The 21,317-nt window shown below is 71.8% G+C and carries 17 protein-coding genes and 1 tRNA gene; 9 read left to right on the forward strand and 9 right to left on the reverse strand.

Annotated features, from left to right (window positions below; translation table 11 throughout):
- Window positions 1-43: 43 nt before the first annotated feature.
- The 5 genes from KBX50_RS21470 to KBX50_RS21490 form a co-directional block, all read right to left on the reverse strand.
- On the reverse strand, window positions 44-3,631 hold the full coding sequence (locus KBX50_RS21470; RefSeq protein ID WP_210939209.1) for an adenylate/guanylate cyclase domain-containing protein: 3,588 nt from the start codon (window positions 3,629-3,631) through the stop codon (window positions 44-46).
- Window positions 3,628-4,455, reverse strand: a complete 828-nt coding sequence (locus tag KBX50_RS21475) for an MBL fold metallo-hydrolase (protein ID WP_210939211.1) — start codon at window positions 4,453-4,455, stop codon at window positions 3,628-3,630. The genes KBX50_RS21470 and KBX50_RS21475 overlap by 4 nt, the downstream gene beginning before the upstream one ends.
- 112 nt (window positions 4,456-4,567) lie before the next feature.
- Window positions 4,568-5,038 (reverse strand): RidA family protein, encoded by a 471-nt coding sequence (locus KBX50_RS21480; protein WP_093409977.1) that lies wholly within the window; start codon window positions 5,036-5,038, stop codon window positions 4,568-4,570.
- The gene (locus KBX50_RS21485; protein WP_013736319.1) at window positions 5,035-5,190 is read right to left on the reverse strand and encodes a DUF4177 domain-containing protein; all 156 of its coding nucleotides are present in this window, start codon (window positions 5,188-5,190) and stop codon (window positions 5,035-5,037) included. Before KBX50_RS21485 ends, KBX50_RS21480 begins: the two co-directional genes overlap by 4 nt.
- Before the next feature lie 44 nt (window positions 5,191-5,234).
- Window positions 5,235-5,729, reverse strand: coding sequence for a hypothetical protein (locus tag KBX50_RS21490; RefSeq protein ID WP_210939212.1), 495 nt, complete (start codon window positions 5,727-5,729; stop codon window positions 5,235-5,237).
- A 326-nt stretch (window positions 5,730-6,055) separates the two neighbouring features.
- Here KBX50_RS21490 and KBX50_RS21495 point away from each other — a divergent pair, with 326 nt between their 5' ends.
- The 3 genes from KBX50_RS21495 to KBX50_RS21505 are packed head-to-tail and all read left to right on the forward strand — an operon-like array spanning window position 6,056 to window position 8,882.
- The gene (locus KBX50_RS21495) at window positions 6,056-6,673 is read left to right on the forward strand and encodes a hypothetical protein (RefSeq protein ID WP_210939214.1); all 618 of its coding nucleotides are present in this window, start codon (window positions 6,056-6,058) and stop codon (window positions 6,671-6,673) included.
- Window positions 6,674-6,699: 26 nt separating this feature from the next.
- On the forward strand, window positions 6,700-7,677 hold the full coding sequence (locus KBX50_RS21500; RefSeq protein WP_210939216.1) for an ArsA family ATPase: 978 nt from the start codon (window positions 6,700-6,702) through the stop codon (window positions 7,675-7,677).
- A gap of 53 nt (window positions 7,678-7,730) precedes the next feature.
- Window positions 7,731-8,882, forward strand: coding sequence for an ArsA-related P-loop ATPase (locus tag KBX50_RS21505; RefSeq protein ID WP_210939218.1), 1,152 nt, complete (start codon window positions 7,731-7,733; stop codon window positions 8,880-8,882).
- Window positions 8,883-8,928: 46 nt separating this feature from the next.
- On the opposite strand, the gene KBX50_RS21510 is transcribed toward KBX50_RS21505, so the two are convergent.
- A complete protein-coding gene (locus KBX50_RS21510) occupies window positions 8,929-9,249 on the reverse strand; it encodes a WhiB family transcriptional regulator (RefSeq protein ID WP_093409985.1) in 321 nt (106 codons plus the stop codon).
- 402 nt (window positions 9,250-9,651) lie between these two features.
- On the opposite strand from KBX50_RS21510, the gene KBX50_RS21515 reads away from it, so the two are divergent.
- Window positions 9,652-12,105, forward strand: a complete 2,454-nt coding sequence (locus KBX50_RS21515) for a transglycosylase domain-containing protein (protein ID WP_210939220.1) — start codon at window positions 9,652-9,654, stop codon at window positions 12,103-12,105.
- A 161-nt stretch (window positions 12,106-12,266) separates the two neighbouring features.
- On the opposite strand, the gene KBX50_RS21520 is transcribed toward KBX50_RS21515, so the two are convergent.
- Window positions 12,267-12,722: a GatB/YqeY domain-containing protein gene (locus KBX50_RS21520; protein ID WP_093409988.1), complete on the reverse strand. Its 456-nt coding sequence runs from the start codon at window positions 12,720-12,722 to the stop codon at window positions 12,267-12,269.
- Window positions 12,723-12,747: 25 nt separating this feature from the next.
- Here KBX50_RS21520 and KBX50_RS21525 point away from each other — a divergent pair, with 25 nt between their 5' ends.
- From KBX50_RS21525 to KBX50_RS21540, 4 genes are all read left to right on the forward strand, one after another.
- Window positions 12,748-13,641 (forward strand): metallophosphoesterase, encoded by an 894-nt coding sequence (locus tag KBX50_RS21525; protein WP_210939222.1) that lies wholly within the window; start codon window positions 12,748-12,750, stop codon window positions 13,639-13,641.
- A gap of 66 nt (window positions 13,642-13,707) precedes the next feature.
- Window positions 13,708-13,784: transfer RNA gene (locus tag KBX50_RS21530), tRNA-Pro, on the forward strand.
- 132 nt (window positions 13,785-13,916) lie between these two features.
- The gene (locus KBX50_RS21535; protein WP_210939224.1) at window positions 13,917-14,243 is read left to right on the forward strand and encodes a hypothetical protein; all 327 of its coding nucleotides are present in this window, start codon (window positions 13,917-13,919) and stop codon (window positions 14,241-14,243) included.
- 371 nt (window positions 14,244-14,614) lie between these two features.
- On the forward strand, window positions 14,615-18,349 hold the full coding sequence (locus KBX50_RS21540) for a S8 family serine peptidase (protein WP_307871030.1): 3,735 nt from the start codon (window positions 14,615-14,617) through the stop codon (window positions 18,347-18,349).
- 42 nt (window positions 18,350-18,391) lie between these two features.
- Here the strand turns inward: KBX50_RS21540 and KBX50_RS21545 are convergent, their stop codons facing one another.
- Window positions 18,392-18,832, reverse strand: a complete 441-nt coding sequence (locus KBX50_RS21545; RefSeq protein ID WP_210939226.1) for a hypothetical protein — start codon at window positions 18,830-18,832, stop codon at window positions 18,392-18,394.
- A gap of 95 nt (window positions 18,833-18,927) precedes the next feature.
- Window positions 18,928-19,707 carry a phosphodiesterase gene (locus KBX50_RS21550; RefSeq protein WP_210939227.1) on the reverse strand — a complete coding sequence of 260 codons (780 nt, stop codon included), beginning with the start codon at window positions 19,705-19,707 and terminating at the stop codon, window positions 18,928-18,930.
- Window positions 19,708-19,895: 188 nt separating this feature from the next.
- Here KBX50_RS21550 and KBX50_RS21555 point away from each other — a divergent pair, with 188 nt between their 5' ends.
- The gene (locus tag KBX50_RS21555) at window positions 19,896-21,314 is read left to right on the forward strand and encodes a sensor domain-containing diguanylate cyclase (protein ID WP_210939229.1); all 1,419 of its coding nucleotides are present in this window, start codon (window positions 19,896-19,898) and stop codon (window positions 21,312-21,314) included.
- Window positions 21,315-21,317 lie beyond the last annotated feature (3 nt).

The raw sequence follows: 21,317 nt of genomic DNA on the forward strand, positions 1-21,317 counted from the left end.
GGTCGCCGGGCGGGGGCACGTCGAGGTCGCGGGGCGGGTGCGGTCAGCCGGGGGTTCGCAGGCGGTTCAGCAGCGCCTCCGCGGCGGCCCGCTCGCTGCGCTGCTCGGTGGCGTACGCCAGCCGGACCGCGTCCTCGGCGCTGGCCTTCGCCTCCGCCGGCCGCCCGCACGCGGCCAGCGCCTCGGCCAGTACGCTCGCCGCGACCACCTGGCTACGGACGTCCTCGGCCTGCACCCGCACCGCGCGGTGGGCCCAGTCCAACGCCTGTTCGCGCTGGCCGTGGGCGAGCAGGGCCGAGGCGTACCGCGCCATCGACTGCCGGCGGGAGAAGAGCAGGGACGGGGTGGTGGCCGCCATCGTGGCGACCGGAGCGAGCAGGCCGACCGCGGTGCCCGAGTCGCCGGCCGTCAACCGGGCGGTGGCCAGCAGGACCCGGGGAGCGACCTGGGCCGGTGCCTGCGGATTGTGCGGTTCCACAGTGGTGAGCACCGCGCGGGCGTGCCGCTCGGCGCCGGCCACGTCACCCATTTCCAGCGCGACGAAGCCGCGCAGCGTACCGGCCATCCCGGTGAGCAGCGGGTGACCGGTCCGGTGGCCGTACGCGAGCGCGTCGGTGAGCAGGTCCGCGGCGTGCTCCGGCTCACCCAGCCCTCGGGCGACCACGCCCCGGACCACCAGCGCGAAGCCCTGCCCCCAGTCGTCCGAGGCGGCGGCGAAATCCCGGTACGCCCGCCGGGCTTCCCGGTCGGCGTCGACCAGTTCACCCAGCTCGGCGTTGGCGTACGCGTCGACCGCCCGGAGGGTGCCCACCGCCCACGCCTCGCCGACCCGCTCACCGAACGGCAGGAACACCCGGGCCAGCCGGCGCGCCTCCCGCAACCGACCAGCGAGCAGCCGGGCGAAGGCGGTGGTGCCGCGCAACCACGCCCGTCCGTACGGGTCCTTCAGCTCGGCGAAGAGCCGGGCGGCCCGGCCGAGGACCGCGTCCGTGCCGGCGAAGTCGCCCCGGGTGGTGGTCACCCAGGCGAGGTTCTGCAACGACCATGCCTGTCCCCGGCGGTCCCCCGCGCCCAGACTCACCTGGTACGCCGCTGCCAGCCGGCTGCTGGCCTGGCCCAGCCGACCGACCAGGAAGTCGGTCATGCCCAGCCGGCGCATCGCCGACGCACGCAGGGTGGGCAGGTCGGCGTCGCCGGCCACCTGAAGCGCCTCCCGCCAGCAGGACTCGGCCCGCCGTAGATCACCCATCACCTGCTGCGCCTGCCCGGCGAGCAGCAGGGCACTGGCCCGCGTCGCCGGATCTCCCACGTTCGCGGCGATCTTCTCGGCCGAGGCCAGCGCGTCGGTGGCCCGACCCACCTGGAGCAGTGCCCGGGCGTGCGCCACCCGGTCGACGGCGGGGATTCCGTCGCGGGCCAGTTCGGTGGCGCGTTCGGCGTACTCGACGGCCAGTGCCGGCTCCCCCGCGTGCAGGGCCCGGCGGGTGGCCCGGCCGAGTGCCGCCACGCCCAGCGGCGCGACCGCCCGGGCCGGCGCGTCCGGGCGTAGGGTGACCGCGTCGGCCAAGGCGGTGGCCCGCTCGACGTGCTCGGCCACGAAGTCGTCCCGAGCCGCCTCCGGGAAGCCCCCCGGGCCGGTGCCGGTGCTGCTCGGGCTGGCGGCCTCGGTCACCGGAGCCGCCCAGCGGGCCAGCGCGGCGTGCCGTTCCGCCAGCTCCGCCTTGCTGATCCCGGAGTACGCGGCCTCCCGCATCAGCGGGGTGGCGAAGGCGTACCCGCTGCGGGTGCGGTGCAGCATCCGGCGTTGCAGCAACTCCTCCACGGCTCGTTCCAGCTCGACGGCGGCGACGGCGGCCGGGCGGCCGTCGCTGGCGGTGCGCTGCTCCCGCAGCGCCTCCAGCGCACCGTCGGGCACGGTGTCGCCGACCACCGCGGCGTCCCGCAGCACCGAGCGGGCCTCGGCCGGCAGCGCGTCGATCCGGGCGGCGAGCACCGCCGCGAGATCCCGGGAGAGCAGTCGGCTGCCCAGTGAGCCCGGTACCAGCCGCCAGGTGTTGCGTGCCCCGGCGGTGAGCGCCCCGCGTTCCATCAGCAGGGTGACCAGCTCCGCCAGGTAGAAGGGGTTGCCCTGGGCGGTGGCGAGCAACCGGTCGGCGTCGGGTTGGGGCAGCCTTCCACCGCCGAGGTAGCTGGTCAGCAACCGGGCCGCGTCGGCGCCCCGCAGCGGCGGCAGCGGCTGCACCTCGGCTTCGGACACCCGGGCCAGGGTGCCAGCGGTACGGACCAGTTCGGGCCGACCGAGCAGCAGCACCAGCACCGGACCGGCGAGCCGGGACAGCGTGACCTCCAACGCGCCGATGGTCTCCGCGGTGGCATCGTGCAGATCGTCCACGATCACCACCAACGGCGCCTCCTCGGCGAGCGCGCTGAGCAGGTCGGCCACCGCGTTGGGCACCGCGTCGACGTCGGCCGGTGCCTGGGCGGTGCTCCACTCGCCCTGGTCCGTCGGGCCGCCGGCGGGGAGTTCCGCGTATCCGAGCAGAGCCAGCAGCTGGTCGGTGGCGACCGGGGCCGGCTCCGTCCGGGTACGGCTGAGCCGTTGCCCGAGCCGGCGCAGCCGCTCCTCCACCGCGGCCCGGGTTACCGCGGTCGCGGTGTCGTTCGGCAGCCCCGTCGCGGCGCGTACCAGGTCGGCGAGGGGCGCCAGTCGGCGACGCTCGCCGAACGCGGCACAGCGCACCGAGAGAACGCGGGCACCGGTATGCGCGGCGTATCGGCCGGCACCTACGTCGTAGCCGGCGGCGAGGCGTTCCACCTCGGCGGCGAACCGGGACTTGCCGATGCCCGCCTCGGCCGTCATCAGCAGCACCCGGGGCTCGGTACGGTCGATCACCTCGGCGAGCCGGCCAGCCACCCGACCGATCTCGGTCTCCCGGCCCACGAACGGCGCCTCGTCGCCCAGACCCGAGCGGGTACCGGGCGCGTCCAACAGGCCGAGCAGCTCGTACGCCTCGACCGGCTCGCGCTTGCCCTTCAGCCGCAGCGGTCGCAGCGCCCGCCAGCTCGCGACGTGCCGGGTCGCCGCGGCGGTCCGCCCACCGGCGTAGACCGCACCGACGGCGGCGGCGTCGGCCAGCCGGGCGGCGGTGTTCACCGTGTCGCCGATGACGGTGTACTCGATGGCGGCCTGGATGCCGGCGATCACGTCACCCGTGTTGAGCCCGACCCGCAGTCCCAGCGGCGCGCCGCCGCCCCGCTCGTCATCGAGCACCCGGCGCACCGCACGCTGCATCGACAACGCGGCGCGTACCGCCCGCTCGGCGTCGTCCTCGTGCGCCACGGGGGCACCGAAGACCGCCATGATCCCGTCACCGGTCAGCTTGTCGACGTGCCCGCCGAAGGTCTTGACCGCCCCGGCCAGCGCGGCCAACACCCGGTCGGTGACCGCGCCGACGCGTTCCGGGTCGAGATCCTCCGACCAGGAGGTGAAGTCGGACAGGTCGCCGAAGAGCACGGTCACCACCCGGCGCTCGGCTGCGGGCAGGGTCGCGGCGGCCGGCAGCGCGGCGCCGCAGTTGTGGCAGAACCGGGCGCCGGGCACGGCGACGGTTCCGCACACCGGGCAGGTCACGCTGGATCCAACCTCGCGTCGCCGCCGTCGGATTCCCGGCCCAGGTATTCGAGTTGGGCGCGCACCGACCATTCCGCCGCCCACCACAGCGACCGGTCGACGTCGGCGTAGACCGCGGCGACCACCTCGGCCGCGGTCCGCGCCCCCGCGTCCAGCGCCGTCCGGACCTGGTCCAGGCGGGCGCGGCGATGGGCGAGGTAGAAGTCGGCGGCGGCGCCGCAGTCGGCCAGCGCCGGGCCGTGCCCGGGCAACGCCGGCACGCCCCGGTACGTCGAGAGCAGCTCCAGACTCGCCAGGTAGTCGCCGAGGTGCCCGTCCGGGTGCGCCACGACGGTGGTGCCCCGGCCGAGGATCGTGTCACCGGTGAGCACCACCCGCTGGCCGTCCCGCTCGGCCAGGAAACAGACCGAGTCGGCGGTGTGCCCGGGGGTGGCGAGCAGGCGGATCTCCAGGCCGAAGCCGCTCAGGTCCTGCCCCGGCCCGGTCAGCGGCTCACCGCCGATGGTGTGCGCCGGGTCGACGGCGAGGACGGCCGCTCCATCGAGCAGATCGTGCAGGCGCGCCGCGCCCTCGGTGTGGTCCGGATGGCCGTGGCTGATCAGCACCAGCCCGATCGGCCCCTGCGCGACGATCGCCGCGAGATGCGCCTCGTCCGCCGGTCCCGGGTCGACCACCACGGCCGGCTCGCCGGGCCGGGCCCGCAGCAGCCAGGTGTTGGTGCCGTCCAGCGTCATCGGCCCCGGGTTGGGTGCCCGCAGCAGCGCCGCCCAGTCCGGCAGTTCGCTGGCGAGGGCGGTCACCGCCCCCGTCACATGCCCTCCCATGGCTGCGATCGTACGACCCCGCGAACGCAGCCCCGCGATCTTGCAGTTCCGGTCCCCGATTCGTCCTCGTTAGAGGTCTTCGTCCGGTCGGAAACTGCAAGATCGCGGCAGGTCAGGAGACCTCGACGATGACCTCGACCTCCACCGGTGCGTCCAGTGGGAGCTCCGCGACACCGACGGCCGACCGGGCGTGCCGGCCCGCCTCACCGAAGACGGTGCCGAACAGGTCCGACGCGCCGTTGATGACACCCGGCTGCCCGGTGAAACCGGCTGCGCTGGCGACGAACCCGGTCAGCTTCACCACCTTGACCACGTTCTCCAGACCGACAAGCGAGTCGATCGCGGCGAGCGCGTTCAGCGCGCAGCGTTGGGCCAGCTGCTTGGCCTGCTCGGCGGAGACACCGGCACCGACCTTGCCGGTGGCCAGGAGCTTGCCTTCGGCCATCGGCAGTTGCCCGGAGACGTACACGTGCTGCCCGGACTGCACCGCCGGCAGGTAGCTCGCCACCGGCGGCACCACCTCCGGCAGCTCCAGACCGAGTTCCGCCAGCCTGGCGTGGGGTCCGTTGGCCACGGCACTCATGCCTTCGGGCGCTTCAGGTAGGCGACCAGTTGCTCCGGGTTCGGCCCGGGCACGACGGAGACGAGTTCCCAGCCGTCCTCACCCCAGTTGTCGAGGATCTGCTTGGTCGCGTGGACCAGCAGCGGGACGGTGGCGTATTCCCACTTCTGCATCGGTGGAGTGCTCCCTCGGTGGCATGGACACTTCGGGACACAGCCTACGGTCCGCCGGCCGGCCGGGACGCGGGACGCTGGTCAGCATCGGGCCACTGCTCGGGAGCGGCCCGTTGCTCGGGTGCCGGCGGCAGTTCCCCGCAGGGGCCGGGATGGTCGTAGGGCTGGGGGCAGCGCGTGCGATCCGGCAGCAGCAGGTCGCAGAAGACCCGGTGGCGGTTGTTCTGGTCGTCGGCGGTCGACACCTCGGTCTCGCCGGCGTCGAGTTCGAGCAGGAAGTTCAGCGAGGTGGCCAGCCGACCGGCCAACGCGGTGGCGGCGGCCAGATCGGTCACCCGGATGGGCAGGTGAATGACGTACCCGGGGCCGTCCTCCTCCCGCCCGCCGGTCGGCTCGGCACTCGTGACCGGGTCGACGGGACGCCGATACGACCGCTCGTTGACCGGCAGCCGGCCGGAGGAGTCTCCGCCAACCGTCCGGCTGCCCCGCCGCAGCCCGGCGGGGAACTGGGCTCGGGGGGTGTTGTCCGTGTCGCGCATGCACTGCCTCCCGGCGTCGTACCTGGTCACGGCGTCGCCCACCGGTCCGGGACCCATCCGCCCGGCCCGGGCCGGGGCGTGCCGGAGCGACCGTAGGGCCGGGGCACCGGTCCCATCAACAGGACGCGCGCGCCTGATCGCGTTCCGTCACATTTGCGACACCCGACCAGCGGAAAGTTGATCGCGATCGTCGTACCGGACAGACCGGGCCCTCCGCAGCGGCACCGCGGACCGCTACCCTTCCCGTCTGGACGGGCGCCCGGCCCGGCCACCCGATCCCACGCGCACCGCCTTGACGCGGTGCTGCGCCGCACCCGGGGGGACCGATGACCCAGCCACCCGTCGGCGGCCCGACCGGCCCCACCGACCTCCCGCCGGCCGGCTCACCGGCCCAGCCCTCGCCACCCGCCACCGGCCACGGTGCGCCCGCCACCGGCCACGGTGCGCCACCCACGCCGCCCGAGGGCGGGTATCGGCCGCAACACTCGCCGGCCGGACCGCCGCGTAAGCGGGGGCCACTGCTGGCCTCGCTCACGCTGGTCGTGGTGCTGCTGCTCTGCGCCGGAGGCGGGGTGGCCGCCTTCCTCACCCTGCGCAACACCGAGTCGGGCGAGGGCGCACCCGATCCGTCGGTGGCGGTCGACGACTTCCTGACCGCGATCTACCAGGACCGGGACGCCGCCAAGGCGGCGGGTATGGTCTGCACCGCCGCGCGCGACCAGGACAAGATCCGGGCCAAGGTGTCCGAGGTCGAGGAGTATGTCTCGACCTACCAGAACCCCCGGTTCCGGTGGGACACGCCGACCGTGGACAACGAGACCGGCGACCGGGCGACGGTCACCACCACGGTGACCGTCACCACCGCCGATGAGAAGATCGCCGATCAGGATCTGCGCTTCACGGTGATCCGTAAAACCGGCTGGTGGGTCTGCGAGGTCGCCTGAGCACGCCGGATGGATAGGCTCGACGGGTGGGAGCAGCGCAGCGACCGACTGACCGGGCCGGCATCGACTGGCCCGCCCGCCTGCACGTGGTGACCGGCAAGGGCGGCACGGGCAAGACCAGCGTGGCCGCCGCGCTGGCCTTGGGCCTGGCCGCCGGTGGTCGACGCACCTTGCTGGTGGAGGTGGAGGGGCGTCAGGGCATCGCCCAGCTCTTCGGCACCGAACCGCTGCCGTACGCCGAGCGACACCTGGCCGACGCCCCCGGCGGCGGCACGGTGTCGGCGCTCGCGGTGGACGCCGAGGAGGCCCTGCTCGAATACCTCGACATGTTCTACAAGCTCGGCGCGGCCGGCCGGGCGCTGCGCAAGTTCGGTGCCATCGACTTCGCCACCACGATCGCTCCCGGTCTGCGCGACGTGCTGCTCACCGGCAAGGTCAAGGAGGCCACCACCCGCACCGTCGACCAGCGGCGGGTGTACGACGCGGTCGTGCTGGACGCGCCACCCACCGGCCGGATCGGGCGTTTCCTGAACGTCACCGCCGAGACCGCCCGGCTGGCCAAGATGGGGCCGATCAAGACGCAGAGCGACGGAGTCTCCGCGCTGCTGCGCTCACCGATGACCGCCGTGCACGTGGTGACTCTGCTGGAGGAGATGCCGGTACAGGAGACGGTCGACGCGATCACCGAGCTGACCTCGCTCGGTTTCGGTGTGGGGCGGGTGATCGTCAACGGGACCCGGGCACCGCTGGCGACCGGACAGTTGGTCACCGAGGCCGACTTGACGCGGGGGCTGCGCGCGGCGGGGCTGTCAGCCAGCGAGGGGATCGTCACCGGTCTGCATGACGAGGCGCGGGACCTGATGATCCGCCGGGAGTTGGAGGATTCGCTCCGCACCGATCTGGTGGACCTCGGCGTGCCCCTGGTCGAGCTACCGCTGCTGCCCGACGGGGTGAACCGCGCCGGCCTGGAGGTGCTCGCCGCCGCGCTCGTCCAGGCCGATTGACTCACACCTCACCTCGGCCTGGCGCGCGGAGCCGGTCAGCCCGATACGCTCGATTGGTGCCTTCCGACAACGCCGCGCCGCCGCTGGACGTCGACCGGATCCTGGCCGATCCGGGAGTTCGGATCGTGGTCTGCTGCGGTGCGGGCGGGGTGGGCAAGACGACCACGGCCGCCGCGCTCGCGTTGCGCGCCGCCGAACAGCACGGACGCCGCACGGTGGTGCTCACCATCGACCCGGCGCGGCGACTGGCCCAGTCCCTCGGCCTGACCGAGCTGGACAACACGCCCCGGCAGGTCAAGGGGATCGACGTCGAGGGCAGCGGCGGCGAACTGCACGCCATGATGCTCGACATGAAGCGCACCTTCGACGACGTGGTGCTGGCGCACACCGATCCGGCGAAGGCGGCGGAGATCTTCGCCAACCCCTTCTACCAGGCCATGAGTTCCACCTTCGCCGGCACGCAGGAGTACATGGCGATGGAGAAGCTCGGCCAGTTGCACGCGCGGGGCGAGTGGGACCTGATCGTGGTGGACACTCCCCCGTCGCGCTCGGCACTGGACTTCCTCGACGCACCGGCCCGGCTGTCGCGGTTTCTCGACGGGCGGATGCTACGGCTGCTGCTCGCTCCGGCAAGGACCGGCGGTCGCAGCATGTTCAGCCTGGTAACCGCCTCCTTCGGGATGTTCTCCCGGGTGGTGCAGAAGGTGATCGGCACCCAGTTGTTGACGGATCTGTCCGGCTTCGTCGCCGCGCTCGACTCGATGTTCGGCGGGTTCCGGCAGCGCGCCGAGCAGACGTACCGCATCCTCCAGGCGCGGGAGACGGCGTTCCTGCTGGTCGCGGCGCCGGAGCCGGACGCGGTCCGGGAGGCCGCCTACTTCGCTGGCCGGCTGGGCGCGGAGCAGATGCCGCTCGCCGGCCTGGTACTCAACCGGGTGCACCGGCCGACAGTGACCGAACTGGGCGCTGCGGAGAGCCGGGCCGCCGCTGACCGCCTGGCCACGGCCGGTGGCCATGAGGGCACCGTCGAGGTGTTGCGGGCGCACGCCGCCCTGGCCGAGCAGGCGGTACGTGAGCAGCAGGTGGCAGCGCGGTTCACCGAGGCGTTTCCCCAGGTGCCGGCCGTGTCTGTGACGGCGCAGCCCGCCGACGTGCACGACGTCGACGGGCTACGGACGATCGCGGCGGCGATCAGCCGCCGCTGACCGACGGTGGGTGCGGCCGCAAGTCGCAGCCGACCGTGCCGGTAGTTCAGTTGCCGGTCGCGGCCAGGATCTTGTCCTTGCCGGCCTTGTCCTTGGCGTTCTTCTTCATCGCCGCCTCGAACATCTTGCGCCAGCTGGTGACCTGGGGATGGCGACGCAGCAACGCGCGACGTTCCCGTTCGGTCATGCCACCCCACACGCCGAACTCGATCCGGTTGTCCAGCGCGTCGGCCAGGCACTCGTACCGGACTGGGCAGCTCCGGCAGATCCGCTTGGCCACGTTCTGTTCGGCGCCCTGTACGAACAACGCGTCCGGGTCCCCGTTCTGACACGCCGCCAACGACGGCCAGTCAGTGATCATGCCCATCTGTACACGTCCCCCCTTGCTGTACTACCGACGCCGTCGCGGGCCAGCCGGCAATCCCCCCGGGTCGTCCGGCACGCCTTACCCCAAGACGGCACAGACGACATGTGGCGCTGTCGCCGCCTACATCATGCTCTGTAGTCGCACGATTACGCAACGTTGTCGGCGAAATCCATCATTCCGGACACTCCCGGCTTCTCGGGCCCGGGACCGCCGCTTACCCCACCGAGGTCGCCGAAAACGCTGCGAGCCACCTCCATGAGGAGGAAACTCGGCTCGAATCCACGCAACCGGACACCCGGTGCCACGCGTCTAGCACAACGAGGCCGGCGCGCGCAGGAAATGGGGAAAAGACGCCCCAGCGCCCCTCGTTACCTGTTCGCGTACCCTGTCGAGGTGACCTGGATGCGGAAACGTGACCACAACGTCCTGACCAACGCCGCATCGCTGCTCATCTGTGGGCTGTTGGCCGGCGTGGTGGTCGCCGCTGCGGCTTTCCCCGCGGTGGCGATGTCGGGCCTGGCCGCGAAGGCCGGCGCGGAGACCTTCGGCGCGCTACCGAAGGAACTCACCGTGGCCCGCGCACCACAGATCAGCTACCTGCTCGCCTCCGACGGCAAGACACCGCTGGCGACCATGTACGACGAGAACCGGCGGGACGTGAAGCTCGCCGACATCTCGGAGAACATGCGCAACGCGATCATCGCCGCCGAGGACCACGACTTCTACAACCACAACGGGGTCGACCTCAACGGCGTGGCCCGGGCCTTCGTCAACAACAGCCAGGCCGGCGCCGACCGGCAGGGCGCCTCGACGTTGACCATGCAGTACGTCCGGATGGGCATCGCGTACTCGGCCACCCACCCGGCCGACGTGATCGCCGCGACCGAGGACACCAGCGCCCGCAAGCTGCGCGAGATGCGGTACGCGCTCCAGCTCGACAAGGAGATGTCGAAGGACGAGATCCTGGAGCGCTACCTCAACCTCGCTGCCTTCGGCAACGGCGCGTACGGCGTCTACGCCGCCAGCCAGGTCTACTTCAACAAGCCCCCGAAGAACCTGAAGATCGAAGAGGCGGCCATGCTGGCCGGCCTGGTCAAGGCCCCCACCGCGTTCGACCCGACCACGAAGGACGGCTACCCGCACGCGGTCGACCGGCGCAACTACGTGATCGACAACATGGTCAAGACCGGGGCCATCACCCAGCAGCAGGCCGACGAGGCCAAGGCCGTCAAGCTGGTAGTCAAGGGCAAGCGGGCCCCCAACGGCTGCGTCGCCACCAACAAGAACGCCTGGGGCTTCTTCTGCGACTACTTCTACCGCTGGTGGATGTCGCAGGAGACGTTCGGGTCGACCTCGTACGACCGGGAGCGGCGGCTCAAGAGCGGCGGCTACACCATCATCACGACCCTGGACAAGCAGGCCCAGACCGGCGCCGACAAGGCGGTGCGCCGGGCGAAGCCGGTGACCGCCAAGGAGGCCGCCATGGTCGCGGTGGTCGAGCCCGGCACCGGCCGGGTCCGGGCGCTGTCGGTCAACCGGAACTTCAAGCTCGACAACCCCGACAAGCCCAAGAACAAGCCGCACAGCGACCCGAAGCAGCGCGAGAAGGGCAAGCGGGGCAACTATCCGAACACCGTCAACCCGCTGCTCACCGGTGGCGACGGCATCACCGGCTACCAGGGCGGCTCGACCTTCAAGATCTTCACCATCGTGGCCGCGCTGGAGAAGGGCATCCCGCTCAGTTACACCTTCAACGCGCCGCAGCAGTTCAAGTCCGAGTACATCATCGACAGCAGCAGCCCCGCCGCCTGTCCGGGCACGAACCTCTACTGCCCGACGAACTCGGGTAAGAAGGCCGGCGGCGTGCAGAACATGTGGAGCGCCTTCTCCGCCTCGATCAACACATACTTCGTCCCGTTGCAGCAGCAGGTCGGCGCGGAGAACGTGGTGGACGTGGCCAAGCGCCTCGGCATCCAGTTCCGGCAGAGCAAGGACGCGGATTTCGCCAACACCAAGGAGGCCGCGCACCAGTGGGGCGCGTTCACCCTGGGCGTCTCGCAGGTCACCCCGCTGGATCTGGCAAACGCGTACGCCACCCTGGCCGCCGACGGCAAGTACTGCGAGCCGATCCCGGTGCAGGAGATCCGGGACCTGGACGGCAACAAGCTGGACGTGGCCAACCCGCGCTGTGAGAAGCGGATCAGCACCGAGGTGGCCCGCGCGGCGGTGGACGCCGCCCGCTGCCCGGTCGGCGACAACTCCTCCACCAGCAAGTGCGGCGGCAGCCGGACCGCGGCCCAGACCAAGGGCATCGTCGACGCCCCGGTGGCCGGCAAGTCCGGCACCACCGACTCCGAGAAGAGCGCCGCCCTGGTCGCGATGACCAAGCAGTACGCGGTGGCCGGCATCATGGCCGACCCGGACTGGCCGCAGACCAACGCCAAGATGAAGCACAACCAGCCGGACGGCATCAACCCGCCGGTCTGGGAGACGCTGCGCGACGCCATGAAGGGCAAGAAGCGGATCGACTTCGACCCACCCGGTAAGAAGATCTCCCTGGGCGACCAGCGCACCATCCCGGGGGTCGGATGCCTGGATCTCGACCGGGCCAAGTCCCGCATCTCCGGCGCCGGCTTCGAGCCGATCGTCTCCAGCAGCCGGGTCACCTCCGACTGCCCCGCCGGGACGGCCGCCGGCACCAGCCCCAGCGGGCGCACCATCAAGGGCGGCATCGTAACGATCATGGTCAGTGCCGGTAAGCCCAGCAACGGCGGTGGTAACGACCGGCCGGGGAGCGACTCACCCTCCGGCCCGCCCAACAACCCCGGCCGTCCGCCGGACCGACCCGGCGGCTGACCGGCCGCAGCAACGCTCGAACGGGCGGGCACCCCTTGTGCGGGGGTGCCCGCCCGTTCACGTTCCGGTCAGCGACGCAGATCCGCTTGTCGTTCGATCGATCAGTGTGGGGCCGCTCCGATCCGCAGCCGGGCGTACCCGGCGGTGCTCGGCAGGACGATTCAGAGGCCCAGTTGGCGGCGTACCTCGGCGGCCACCCGGCCCCCCTCGGCCTGGCCGGCCACCGCGGCCTGGGCCGCCTTCATCGCCGGGCCCATCTGGGCCTTGCCGGTGAAGCCGCCCGCGGCGAGCGCCTGCGTCACCAGCTCGGTCAGCTCGGCGTCGGAGAGCTGCTTCGGCAGGTAGCGGTCCAACACCTCGCCCTCGGCGCTCTCCCTCGCGGCCTGCTCAGCGCGGCCCGCGTCGGCGAAGGCAGTGGCGGCCTCGCGGCGCTTCTTGGCCTCCTTGGTCAGCACGGCCACCACCTCGTCGTCGCTGAGCTCCCGCTTGGCCTTGCCGGAGACCTCGGCAGTGCCCACGGCGGCCAGGGCCATCCGCAACGTGGAGGTGGTCAGCTCGTCGCGGGCCTTCAGGGCGGCGCGCATGTCGGCGGTGAGGCGGTCCTTCAGCGTGCTCATGGACGGTCAAACTACCCTGATCGGCATGCGAAAGCGCACACTATTCCGGCTCGCGACCGCAACCGTCGCGACGGGTGCCGCCGCCCTGGCGTACGCCTCCCTTGTCGAGCGCAACATGTTCACCCTCCGCCGCTTCGACGTGCCGGTGCTGCCGACCGGCACCGAGCCACTGCGCGTGCTGCACCTGTCGGACCTGCACATGACCCCCAACCAGGTACGCAAGCAGCAGTGGGTCGCCTCGCTGGCCGCTGTTGATCCCGACCTGGTAGTGGTGACCGGCGACAACATGGCGCACCCGGACGCGGTGCCGGGGGTGTTGCGGGCGCTGCAACCTCTACTCGACTACCCAGGTGCGTTCGTGTTCGGCTCGAACGACTACACCGGGCCGGTCTGGAAGAACCCGTTCACCTACTTCCTGCCTGACCGGGAGTACACCGAGGGCGTCGAGTTGCCCTCCGAGGAACTGCGTGACGTGCTCGTCGGGGCCGGCTGGGTCGACCTGAACAACCGGCGGAGCACGGTCAAGGCCGGCGGCCGGGCGATCGACATGGCCGGGGTGGACGACCCCCACGTCGAGCGGGACGACTACGCCTCGGTCGCCGGGCCGATCTCCCTCGACGCCGACCTCTCCATCGCGCTCACCCACTCTCCCGAGCCCGCGCTGCTCGACGAGATGGCCGCTGACGGCTTCGGGCTGCTGCTCGCCGGGCACACCCACGGCGGCCAGGTGTGCGTACCGGGGGTAGGAGCGTTGGTGACCAACTGCGGGCTGCCCCGGTCGATGGCGAAGGGCCTGCACCGCTGGCCCGGATCGGACTCCTGGCTGCACGTCTCCGCCGGGCTCGGCACCCATCCGACCGCCCCCGTCCGCTTCGCCTGCCCCCCGGAGGCCAGCCTGCTCACGCTGATCCCGCGCTGACCACCCGCGCCCCGGGTACCGAGTTTGAGCCTCGGGACGGGTGGGCTACTATTTGTCGGCACGCCTCGGGGTGTGGCGCAGCTTGGTAGCGCGCTTCGTTCGGGACGAAGAGGTCGTCGGTTCGAATCCGGCCACCCCGACCAGGTGAGGGGCACATCCAGCGACTGGATGTGCCCCTCTTCGTGCTGTGCCAACGCCATCGCCCGGCCGGCGCATCGGGCACTGTGAGTTTCTGAGGTCAGGTTTGGCCAATGGGTCGGTGGGGATGCTCGATCATGCGCATCGACGTGGACGAGCCGGAGGCCCGCGAACTGTTCTGGGAAGGGATGCGCGACGTCGCCGACGCCGCCGCACGCCACCAGGATCAGGCCCTCTACCAGGCAATCGTCAAGATCGGCAGAGCAGCCCTGGCGCAGGGCGTCGAGCTGGTGTCGTCCGGTGGGCTGTTCCTGCAATGCCCGGTCTGCGACGCCCAGCCCGGTCAACGCTGCATCAACACGGCCGGCCACCCGCTCGGAGATCGCGCGTGTCACCCGGAGCGCGTGGAGTTGGCGGCGAAGACGTTGAGTGGAGAAGTGCCGATTCCCCCTCCGCTGCGCTGACGGCACCGGTCCCGGCCTGCCGACGCTGCGGCCCGCTCGCGACCGCACCGCGGTCGCGGCTTCGACCCTGGTCAGGGTTGCCGCCGACGCGGCGTCGGTCAGGCCCGACCGTGACGCCGGCACCGACGGTCACACCTGGAGTCGCTGGGCGGGCTGCTGCCGAGGCTGTTGACCGGGAGGTCCGTCGCGGGCCCACCCCGGACACGAACGCGGCTCGGGTGGGCGCACGGTGAGCAGGAGATGACGCCGGCTCCGGTAGGGCCTGGACCCGCTGTGCTCTTACCGACGGCGCAACGGCGCAGCACCCTCGCCGAAACAAACGATCGACACGCTGACAGCGCTTCCGTTTGTTGATCAACCTGAGGAACCCGGTGCTGTTCACACATCTTCCCGGGCGGCGCCTGGTCGCGCTGCTCACCGCCGCGGCGGTGCTCGCCTCGTTGCCCACCCCGGCTTCGGCCGCGCCCGCCGGTCCCCCGTACACCTCCGTGGCACCGGTCGCGCCAGCTGCTTCCGCATCCACGTTCACCGTCACGCTGATCACGGGTGAGAAGGTCACCGTGACCCGAACAGCTGAAGGGAGGTTGAGTCCCGAGGTCCGGGATGCGGCCGGGCGGTTGACCGGGTACACCTCGCAGACGAAAGGCGAGGACACCTACGTCTACCCGCACGGCGCACTGCCCTATCTGTCCGCCGGGCAGCTCGACGACCAGCTGTTCAACATCACCGAGCTGCTGGCGGACGGCTACGACGACGCGAACCGGGACCGGATCCCGCTGATCGTCACCTACACCGACGCCGCGGCGGCTTCGCGCAGGGCGGTGGCACCCGAGGGTGCCCACGCGGTCCGGGCACTTGACAGCATTCAGGGCGCCGCGCTGGACGCGGACCGCTCCGGCACCTTCTGGTCCTCGATCACCGGAGGCGGAGGGGTCGCCGCGCGTTCCACCGGCCGGCAGCTCGCACTCGGCGGCGGTATCGCCAAGGTGTGGCTGGACGGCAAGGTCGAGGCCACGCTCGCCGACAGCACCGCGCAGATCGGCGCCCCGGAGGTGTGGGAGTCCGGGAACACAGGCGAGGGTGTCGACGTCGCCGTCCTGGACACCGGCATCGACGCCGACCACCCCGACTTCGCCGGCCAGCTGGCCGCTACCGAGTCCTTCGTTCCCGGTGAGACGGTGAAGGACGTCTACGGACACGGCACGCACGTCGCCTCCACCATCGCCGGCACCGGAGCCGCCTCGGACGGCCGGGAGAAGGGTGTCGCCCCGGGCGTGCGGCTGCACGTCGGCAAGGTCCTCGCCGACAACAACTTCGGTCAGGAGTCATGGATCATCAGCGGCATGGAGTGGGCGGTCCGCGACCGGCGGGCCAAGATCGTCAACATGAGCCTCGGCGGCGATCCCACCGACGGCACCGACCCGATGAGCGTGGCCGTCAACGAACTCAGTGAAGAGACCGGCGCCCTGTTCGTGATCTCGGCCGGAAACAGCGGTCCCTGGTCCTACACGGTCGGCTCTCCGGGCGCCGCCGACGCCGCGCTGACCGTCGGCGCCGTGGACGGCGACGACGCTCTCGCCTACTTCTCCAGTCAGGGTCCGCGCCTCGGCGACCGGGCCATCAAGCCCGACCTCACCGCACCCGGCGTCGGTATCCTGGCCGCCCGCTCGCAGTACTCCCAGGGCGAGGGGTTGTATCGATTCGGGGACGGCACCTCGATGGCCGCCCCGCACGTCGCGGGCGCTGCCGCGCTGCTGGCCGCCCAGCATCCCGACTTCACCGGGCAGCAACTCAAGGAAGCCCTGGTCAGCACCGCCAAGCCGACCCCTGAGATCAGCCCGTTCCAGGGCGGCAACGGCCGGGTGGACATCGCCGCGACCACGGCCGCTACTCTGTTCGCCACTGTCGGCGCCGACTTCGGCTATCCACAGTGGCCGACGGCGCCCGAAGGCACCGTCGGGCGAGACGTCCGCTTCACCAACATCGCCGACAGCGCCCTCACCCTCGACCTCGCCACGGCGCTCGACGGCGGTCCCGCGGACCTCGTCGTCCCGTCGGCCCGGCAGGTCACCGTTCCGGCGCACGGCAGTGCCACGGTGACCCTGACCACGAACTTCGACCGGGTGCCGGCCGACCGTCTGATCTCGGGCTTCCTGACCGCGACCGACGCCGCCGGGAAGGTCCGCGCCCGCACCTCGATCGCCATCGGCAAGGAAGGGGCGCGCCACAAGCTGACCTTGCAGGCCAGGGACCGTAGCGGCCGGCCGATCCGCGGCGACCTCGTCGTGCTGGACAAGGACGGCGCCGCGCTGCCGGCGTATCAGATCGACGAGAGCGGCACCCTGGATCTGCGGCTGCCCTCGGGCACGTACTCGGCGTGGCTGACCACCGACGTGGAGGGCGTCAACGGGCCGTACTCGCGGGGATTCGCGCTGCTCCCGATACCCGAGATCACCCTCGACCGGGACCGCACGGTCGTCTTCGACGCCACCAGAGCCCGCCGGGCCACCGTGACCACTCCACAGCCCTCCACCCTGGACGGTTCCCGCTTCGAACTGTTCCGCGAACTCGGAGGTAACCCCTGGGTCTCCGCGTGGTACGCCGGCCCCGAGTACGACAGCGTCTGGATCCTGCCCAGCGACCGCAAGGTGACGACGGGTGCCTTCGCCGTCGGCGCCCGCTGGCGCATGACCCAGCCCGCACTGACGGTCTCGGCCGGCCACCGCGCCTACGAGGATGTGAGGGTGCAGCGCGCCGAGACGCCCCTGCCGCGCGGAAAGCACCGCCTCGACACGGTGTTCGCCGGGGCCGGCGACAGCGCCGGGTACGCCTCGGTCAACGCCCGGGGCAAGGCCGTCGTCGTACGCCGCAGCGACACCGTGTCACTGGATGAGCAGGCCGCCGCGGCCGCGTCCGCCGGAGCCCGCCTCCTGCTCGTGGTCAACGACGGCACCGGGCGACTCGATCCGTGGCCCAGCTTCTGGTGGGACCCGCGCGACGCCCCGCCGGTAACCGTGGCCACTCTCACCCGGGACGAGGGCGAGCGGTTGATCGCCCGCCTCGGGAAAGAACGTCGGGTGCGACTCGACGTCACCTCCCAACCTGAGACCGAGTACATCTACGACCTGGTCCACGACTACATCGACGCCGTGCCGACCGACCTCACCCACCGGGTCACCCGACGCGACCTGGCCCGGGTCGACATGTCCTTCCGCAACTGGCGCCCGGGCCGGGCGCTCGAAACGCGCGCCGACCTGGCCCCGTCGGGAACGTCGAGCACGCTCGACTTCGTCGAGGTCCCGGCGCGTGGCGAGCGCACCGACTGGGTCACCGCCGGGGAGCCGTGGACCACCGAGGTCACCATTCCCGGCGAACAGGGCCAGCGGACCGCCCCCACCGCCTACCGGGCCGGCCCGGTGCACGAGGAACGCTGGTTCGGGCCCGTGCAACGGCCCCGCCTGCTGGAACACACCAGCGTCTTCCGCGAGGACGGTGGCTTCTCCGCCTTCATCCCCGGCTGGGGCGACTCGGGCACCGCCCATCGGGGCGACACCTACGACAACTACGCCGTCGACAATGTCATCCGCTTCTACCAGGGCGATACGCTCCTCGGTGAGACCGACCGCTACCAGCGCATGCTGTCCGTCGGACTGTCGAATCCACAGCCGCTGCCGTACCGCCTGGTGTCGGAGAACAAGCGCGACGCATGGGCCGGACCGTATTCCACCGCCACCCGGACCGAATGGGGCTTCACCTCCGGCGCGGTCAGCCCGGGCAGCGTGTGGAACCCCTCGCTGCTCCAACTCGACTACACCGTCGACACCGACATCGACGGAAAGGCGAGACGCAATGCCCACCTCACCGTCACGGCACTGCATCTGCCAGCGGCACCCGAGCCGGCCCCCATCCGCACGGTGGCGCTCGACGTCTCCTACGACGACGGCGCCACCTGGCACGACGCCAAGCTCCACCGCCACGGCGACGCCTGGCGCACCCGCCTCGACGCCCCGCGCAGCGCAGGGTTCGTCACCCTACGCGCCACCGCCCGCGACGCGCGGGGCAACAGCATCGACCAACGCATCGTCCGGGCCTTCGGCCTGCGGTGACCCACGGGGTGGGGCCCGGTTGCGGGCCCCACCCCGGCTGCCCTACCGGCGCAGCCGGAACGCCTGCACGGCGGCGACGGCGAGCAGGATCAGCAGCACCGGGCCACCGCCCAGCACGACAAGACCAGCGCCGATGTTCGCACCAATCGCTCCGGCGGTCACGATCCGCCAGGCGAGACCAAGCACCACGCCGGCCAGCACCAGCGGTACGAGCACCGACCACCAGCGAGGATCAAGCGTTCGGGTTGCGGTGGCACGGATCAGCAGCACCAGCGACACCACCAGGAGCACACCGGCCACGACCACCAACACCCGGTCGCCGACCGCTCCCAGGCTCACCGGCTTCACCGCGTAGTCGAGCGGCTCTCCCTCGGCGGCGAGCCGCCGCGCCGCACCGCCGGTCAGGTCGCCGACGAGCCACGCGGTCACCACCGGCGTACCCAGCAGCAGCCCGACCGCCGGCCCCGCAAGACCACGCCGCACCATCACACCCCTTTGTCCCGCTGCGGTGTCGAGTCGAACGGCCCGCGTCGACCACCAGCAGCCTCAGCGACCACGATAGTGATTCGTCTCGTTGGTCAGAAGCCGCAGGTCATCCCGGCGGTGTGGCTCACCTGGACGGTATGCGTGACACAGCCCGCCCGGGACACCACGTGCAACAGCAGTGCGGTCGGCTCGGCGACCCACCCGATCTGCTCGTCGTCGCTCATGGTCAGCGTCGACTGTCGCCAGGTGCTCGGTGCGACCGACAGCACCGTGCCAGCGAAGGTCGCGGTCACCGGACGGTGCAGGTGGCCGGCGGCGACGCGTACCACATGGGGGTGTCGGCGCAGCACCTCGGCGAGCTCGGCACCGTCGGCGAGCCGGATCGCGTCGGCGATCGGGATGCCGACCTCGACCGGCGGGTGGTGCAGGCAGACCACTGCCGGCACGTCGGGGCGCGCGGCCAGCGCGCCGTCCAGCCAGGCGAGTTGCTCGTCGCCGAGCCGCCCGCCGTCCGAGCCGGGGACCAGGGAGTCGAGCACGACCACGGTCGCCCCTGGGTGATCGACCTGGTAGTGCGCGGAGAAGCCGCCGCCGAGCCAGGGCGTGCCGCCGAAGGCGTCGAGCAGCGACTCCCGGTCGTCGTGGTTGCCGGTGACCAGGTGCACCGGCAACGGGAACCGGCCGAGCACCTCGCGCAGCACGGCGTACTCGTCGGGACGGCCGTGATCGGCCAGGTCGCCGGTGATGACCACGCAGTCGGGCCGGGGATTCAGCGCCAGCACCCGGCCGAGCGCCCGGTGCAGGCCGGCAGCCGGCTCGGCGCCGAGGACGCCGGTGGTCAGGTGCGGATCGCTGAGGTGGGCGATGAGCATCGGGCCTCCACTAGACCGGAGATCCCCACGCTATCGCCGCCGCGCCCGACGCGTGGGCCCACAGGCCGTGTCCACACCCTGTGGATAGCACATGTGTACGACCACAGCCGGCTCTCAGCCGCGCGTGAGTACGCTTGATCCGCGACCCGGCGCCACCGGGAACCGATCCGACCTGGAACGACGTGCGAGTGGATCACCAGCGAGTCATCCGTGACGTCACGGTCCGCCTGCCCATGGCGTCGACCGTCACCGAGGTCTGCGAAGCGGCCGTCGACGCTCTCGCCCGGTACACCCCTGCCACGATCGCCGTCCTGCTGCACGTGCACGGCCGGCTCCGCTGCGTCGCCGCCACCGGATCCTGGCAGGTCTTCGCCACCGTCGCGCCGGACGCCGGCATCGTCGGCCGGGTCTACACCGGTGGACGTTCCGCCGTCGTTTCGGATGTCACCGCCGACGGCGCGCACATCCCGGTACGCCCGGACGTCACCGCGGAGGTGTGCGTACCGGTGCTGAACCCGGCGGGCCGGACCATCGGCGTACTCGACCTGCAGTGGACCGGGCCGGCCGACCTCGACTCGTGGCGGCTGGTCGCCGAGCGGGTCGCCGCCCGCCTCGGCACCCGGATCTCGGCACTCGGTGGGCCGGCGGAGAGCCGCAGCGAGAAGCTGCTCCGGCATGTCTCGGCGATGACCGCCGCCGGCACCGAGTGGGACCTCATGACGGCCGCGATCGCTGCGGCCCGGGACGTCTCCACCCTCGCCGCGGCCGTCCTGCTGCTCGGTGGCCGGGGCGGCCCGCGACTCGGTCCCCCGACGGTTGCCCCGGGCGAGTTGGAGACCCGGATGCGTACCGAACTGGCCGATCTGGATGCCCCGGCGATCGGGCGCATCATCGACCGGGCGCACCGTTACGGGGCGGGCTACACCCTCGGTGAGGCCGGTCATCCACCGACCGACGAGCATCAGCCACTGGTCCGGGCCGGCGTCAGCACGCTGGTCGCGGTGCCCTTCGGGCCGCCGGAACGGGGTGGGGTACTGCTGGTCGCCGACGAGCGGCTGCTGCGGCCGGACCCGACCACCGTCAACCTGCTGGAGCTGCTGGCCGGGCAGGCGTGGAGCTGCCTGGACCGGCTACGCACCCTGGAACGGCTACGCGAGCAGGCCAGCTCCGACCCGCTGACCGGGCTGCGGCACACCGGCCCGTTCGGGCAGCGGATCGCCACCGTGACGCCGGGTCGCACCGCCCTGCTGGCGATCGACGTGGACGGTTTCAAGATCGTCAACGACACGTATGGTCACCAGGCGGGCGACCGGGTGCTGATCGGGCTCGCCCGGGCGTTGGAGGACGCGCTGCGCCAGGGTGACGAGTTGTACCGGATCGGCGGGGACGAGTTCGTCGCGGTGATCGAGGTGAGTCGCCCCGAGGAGGCGGTCCGTGTCGCGGAACGGCTCACCGAGGCGGCTCGCCAGGTGGGTCGCACGATAAGCGTCGGAGTGGCTCTGCCTCGCCCCGGCGAGCCTCCCGAACTCGCCCTACGCCGCGCCGACCAGGCCCTCTACGCGGTGAAGCGACAGGGCCGCGACGGCGTCCACCTCTCCGCCGCCTAACCC

Source organism: Micromonospora sp. C51, from assembly GCF_018070435.1.
GTDB classification, from domain to species: Bacteria; Actinomycetota; Actinomycetes; order Mycobacteriales; family Micromonosporaceae; genus Micromonospora; species Micromonospora sediminimaris.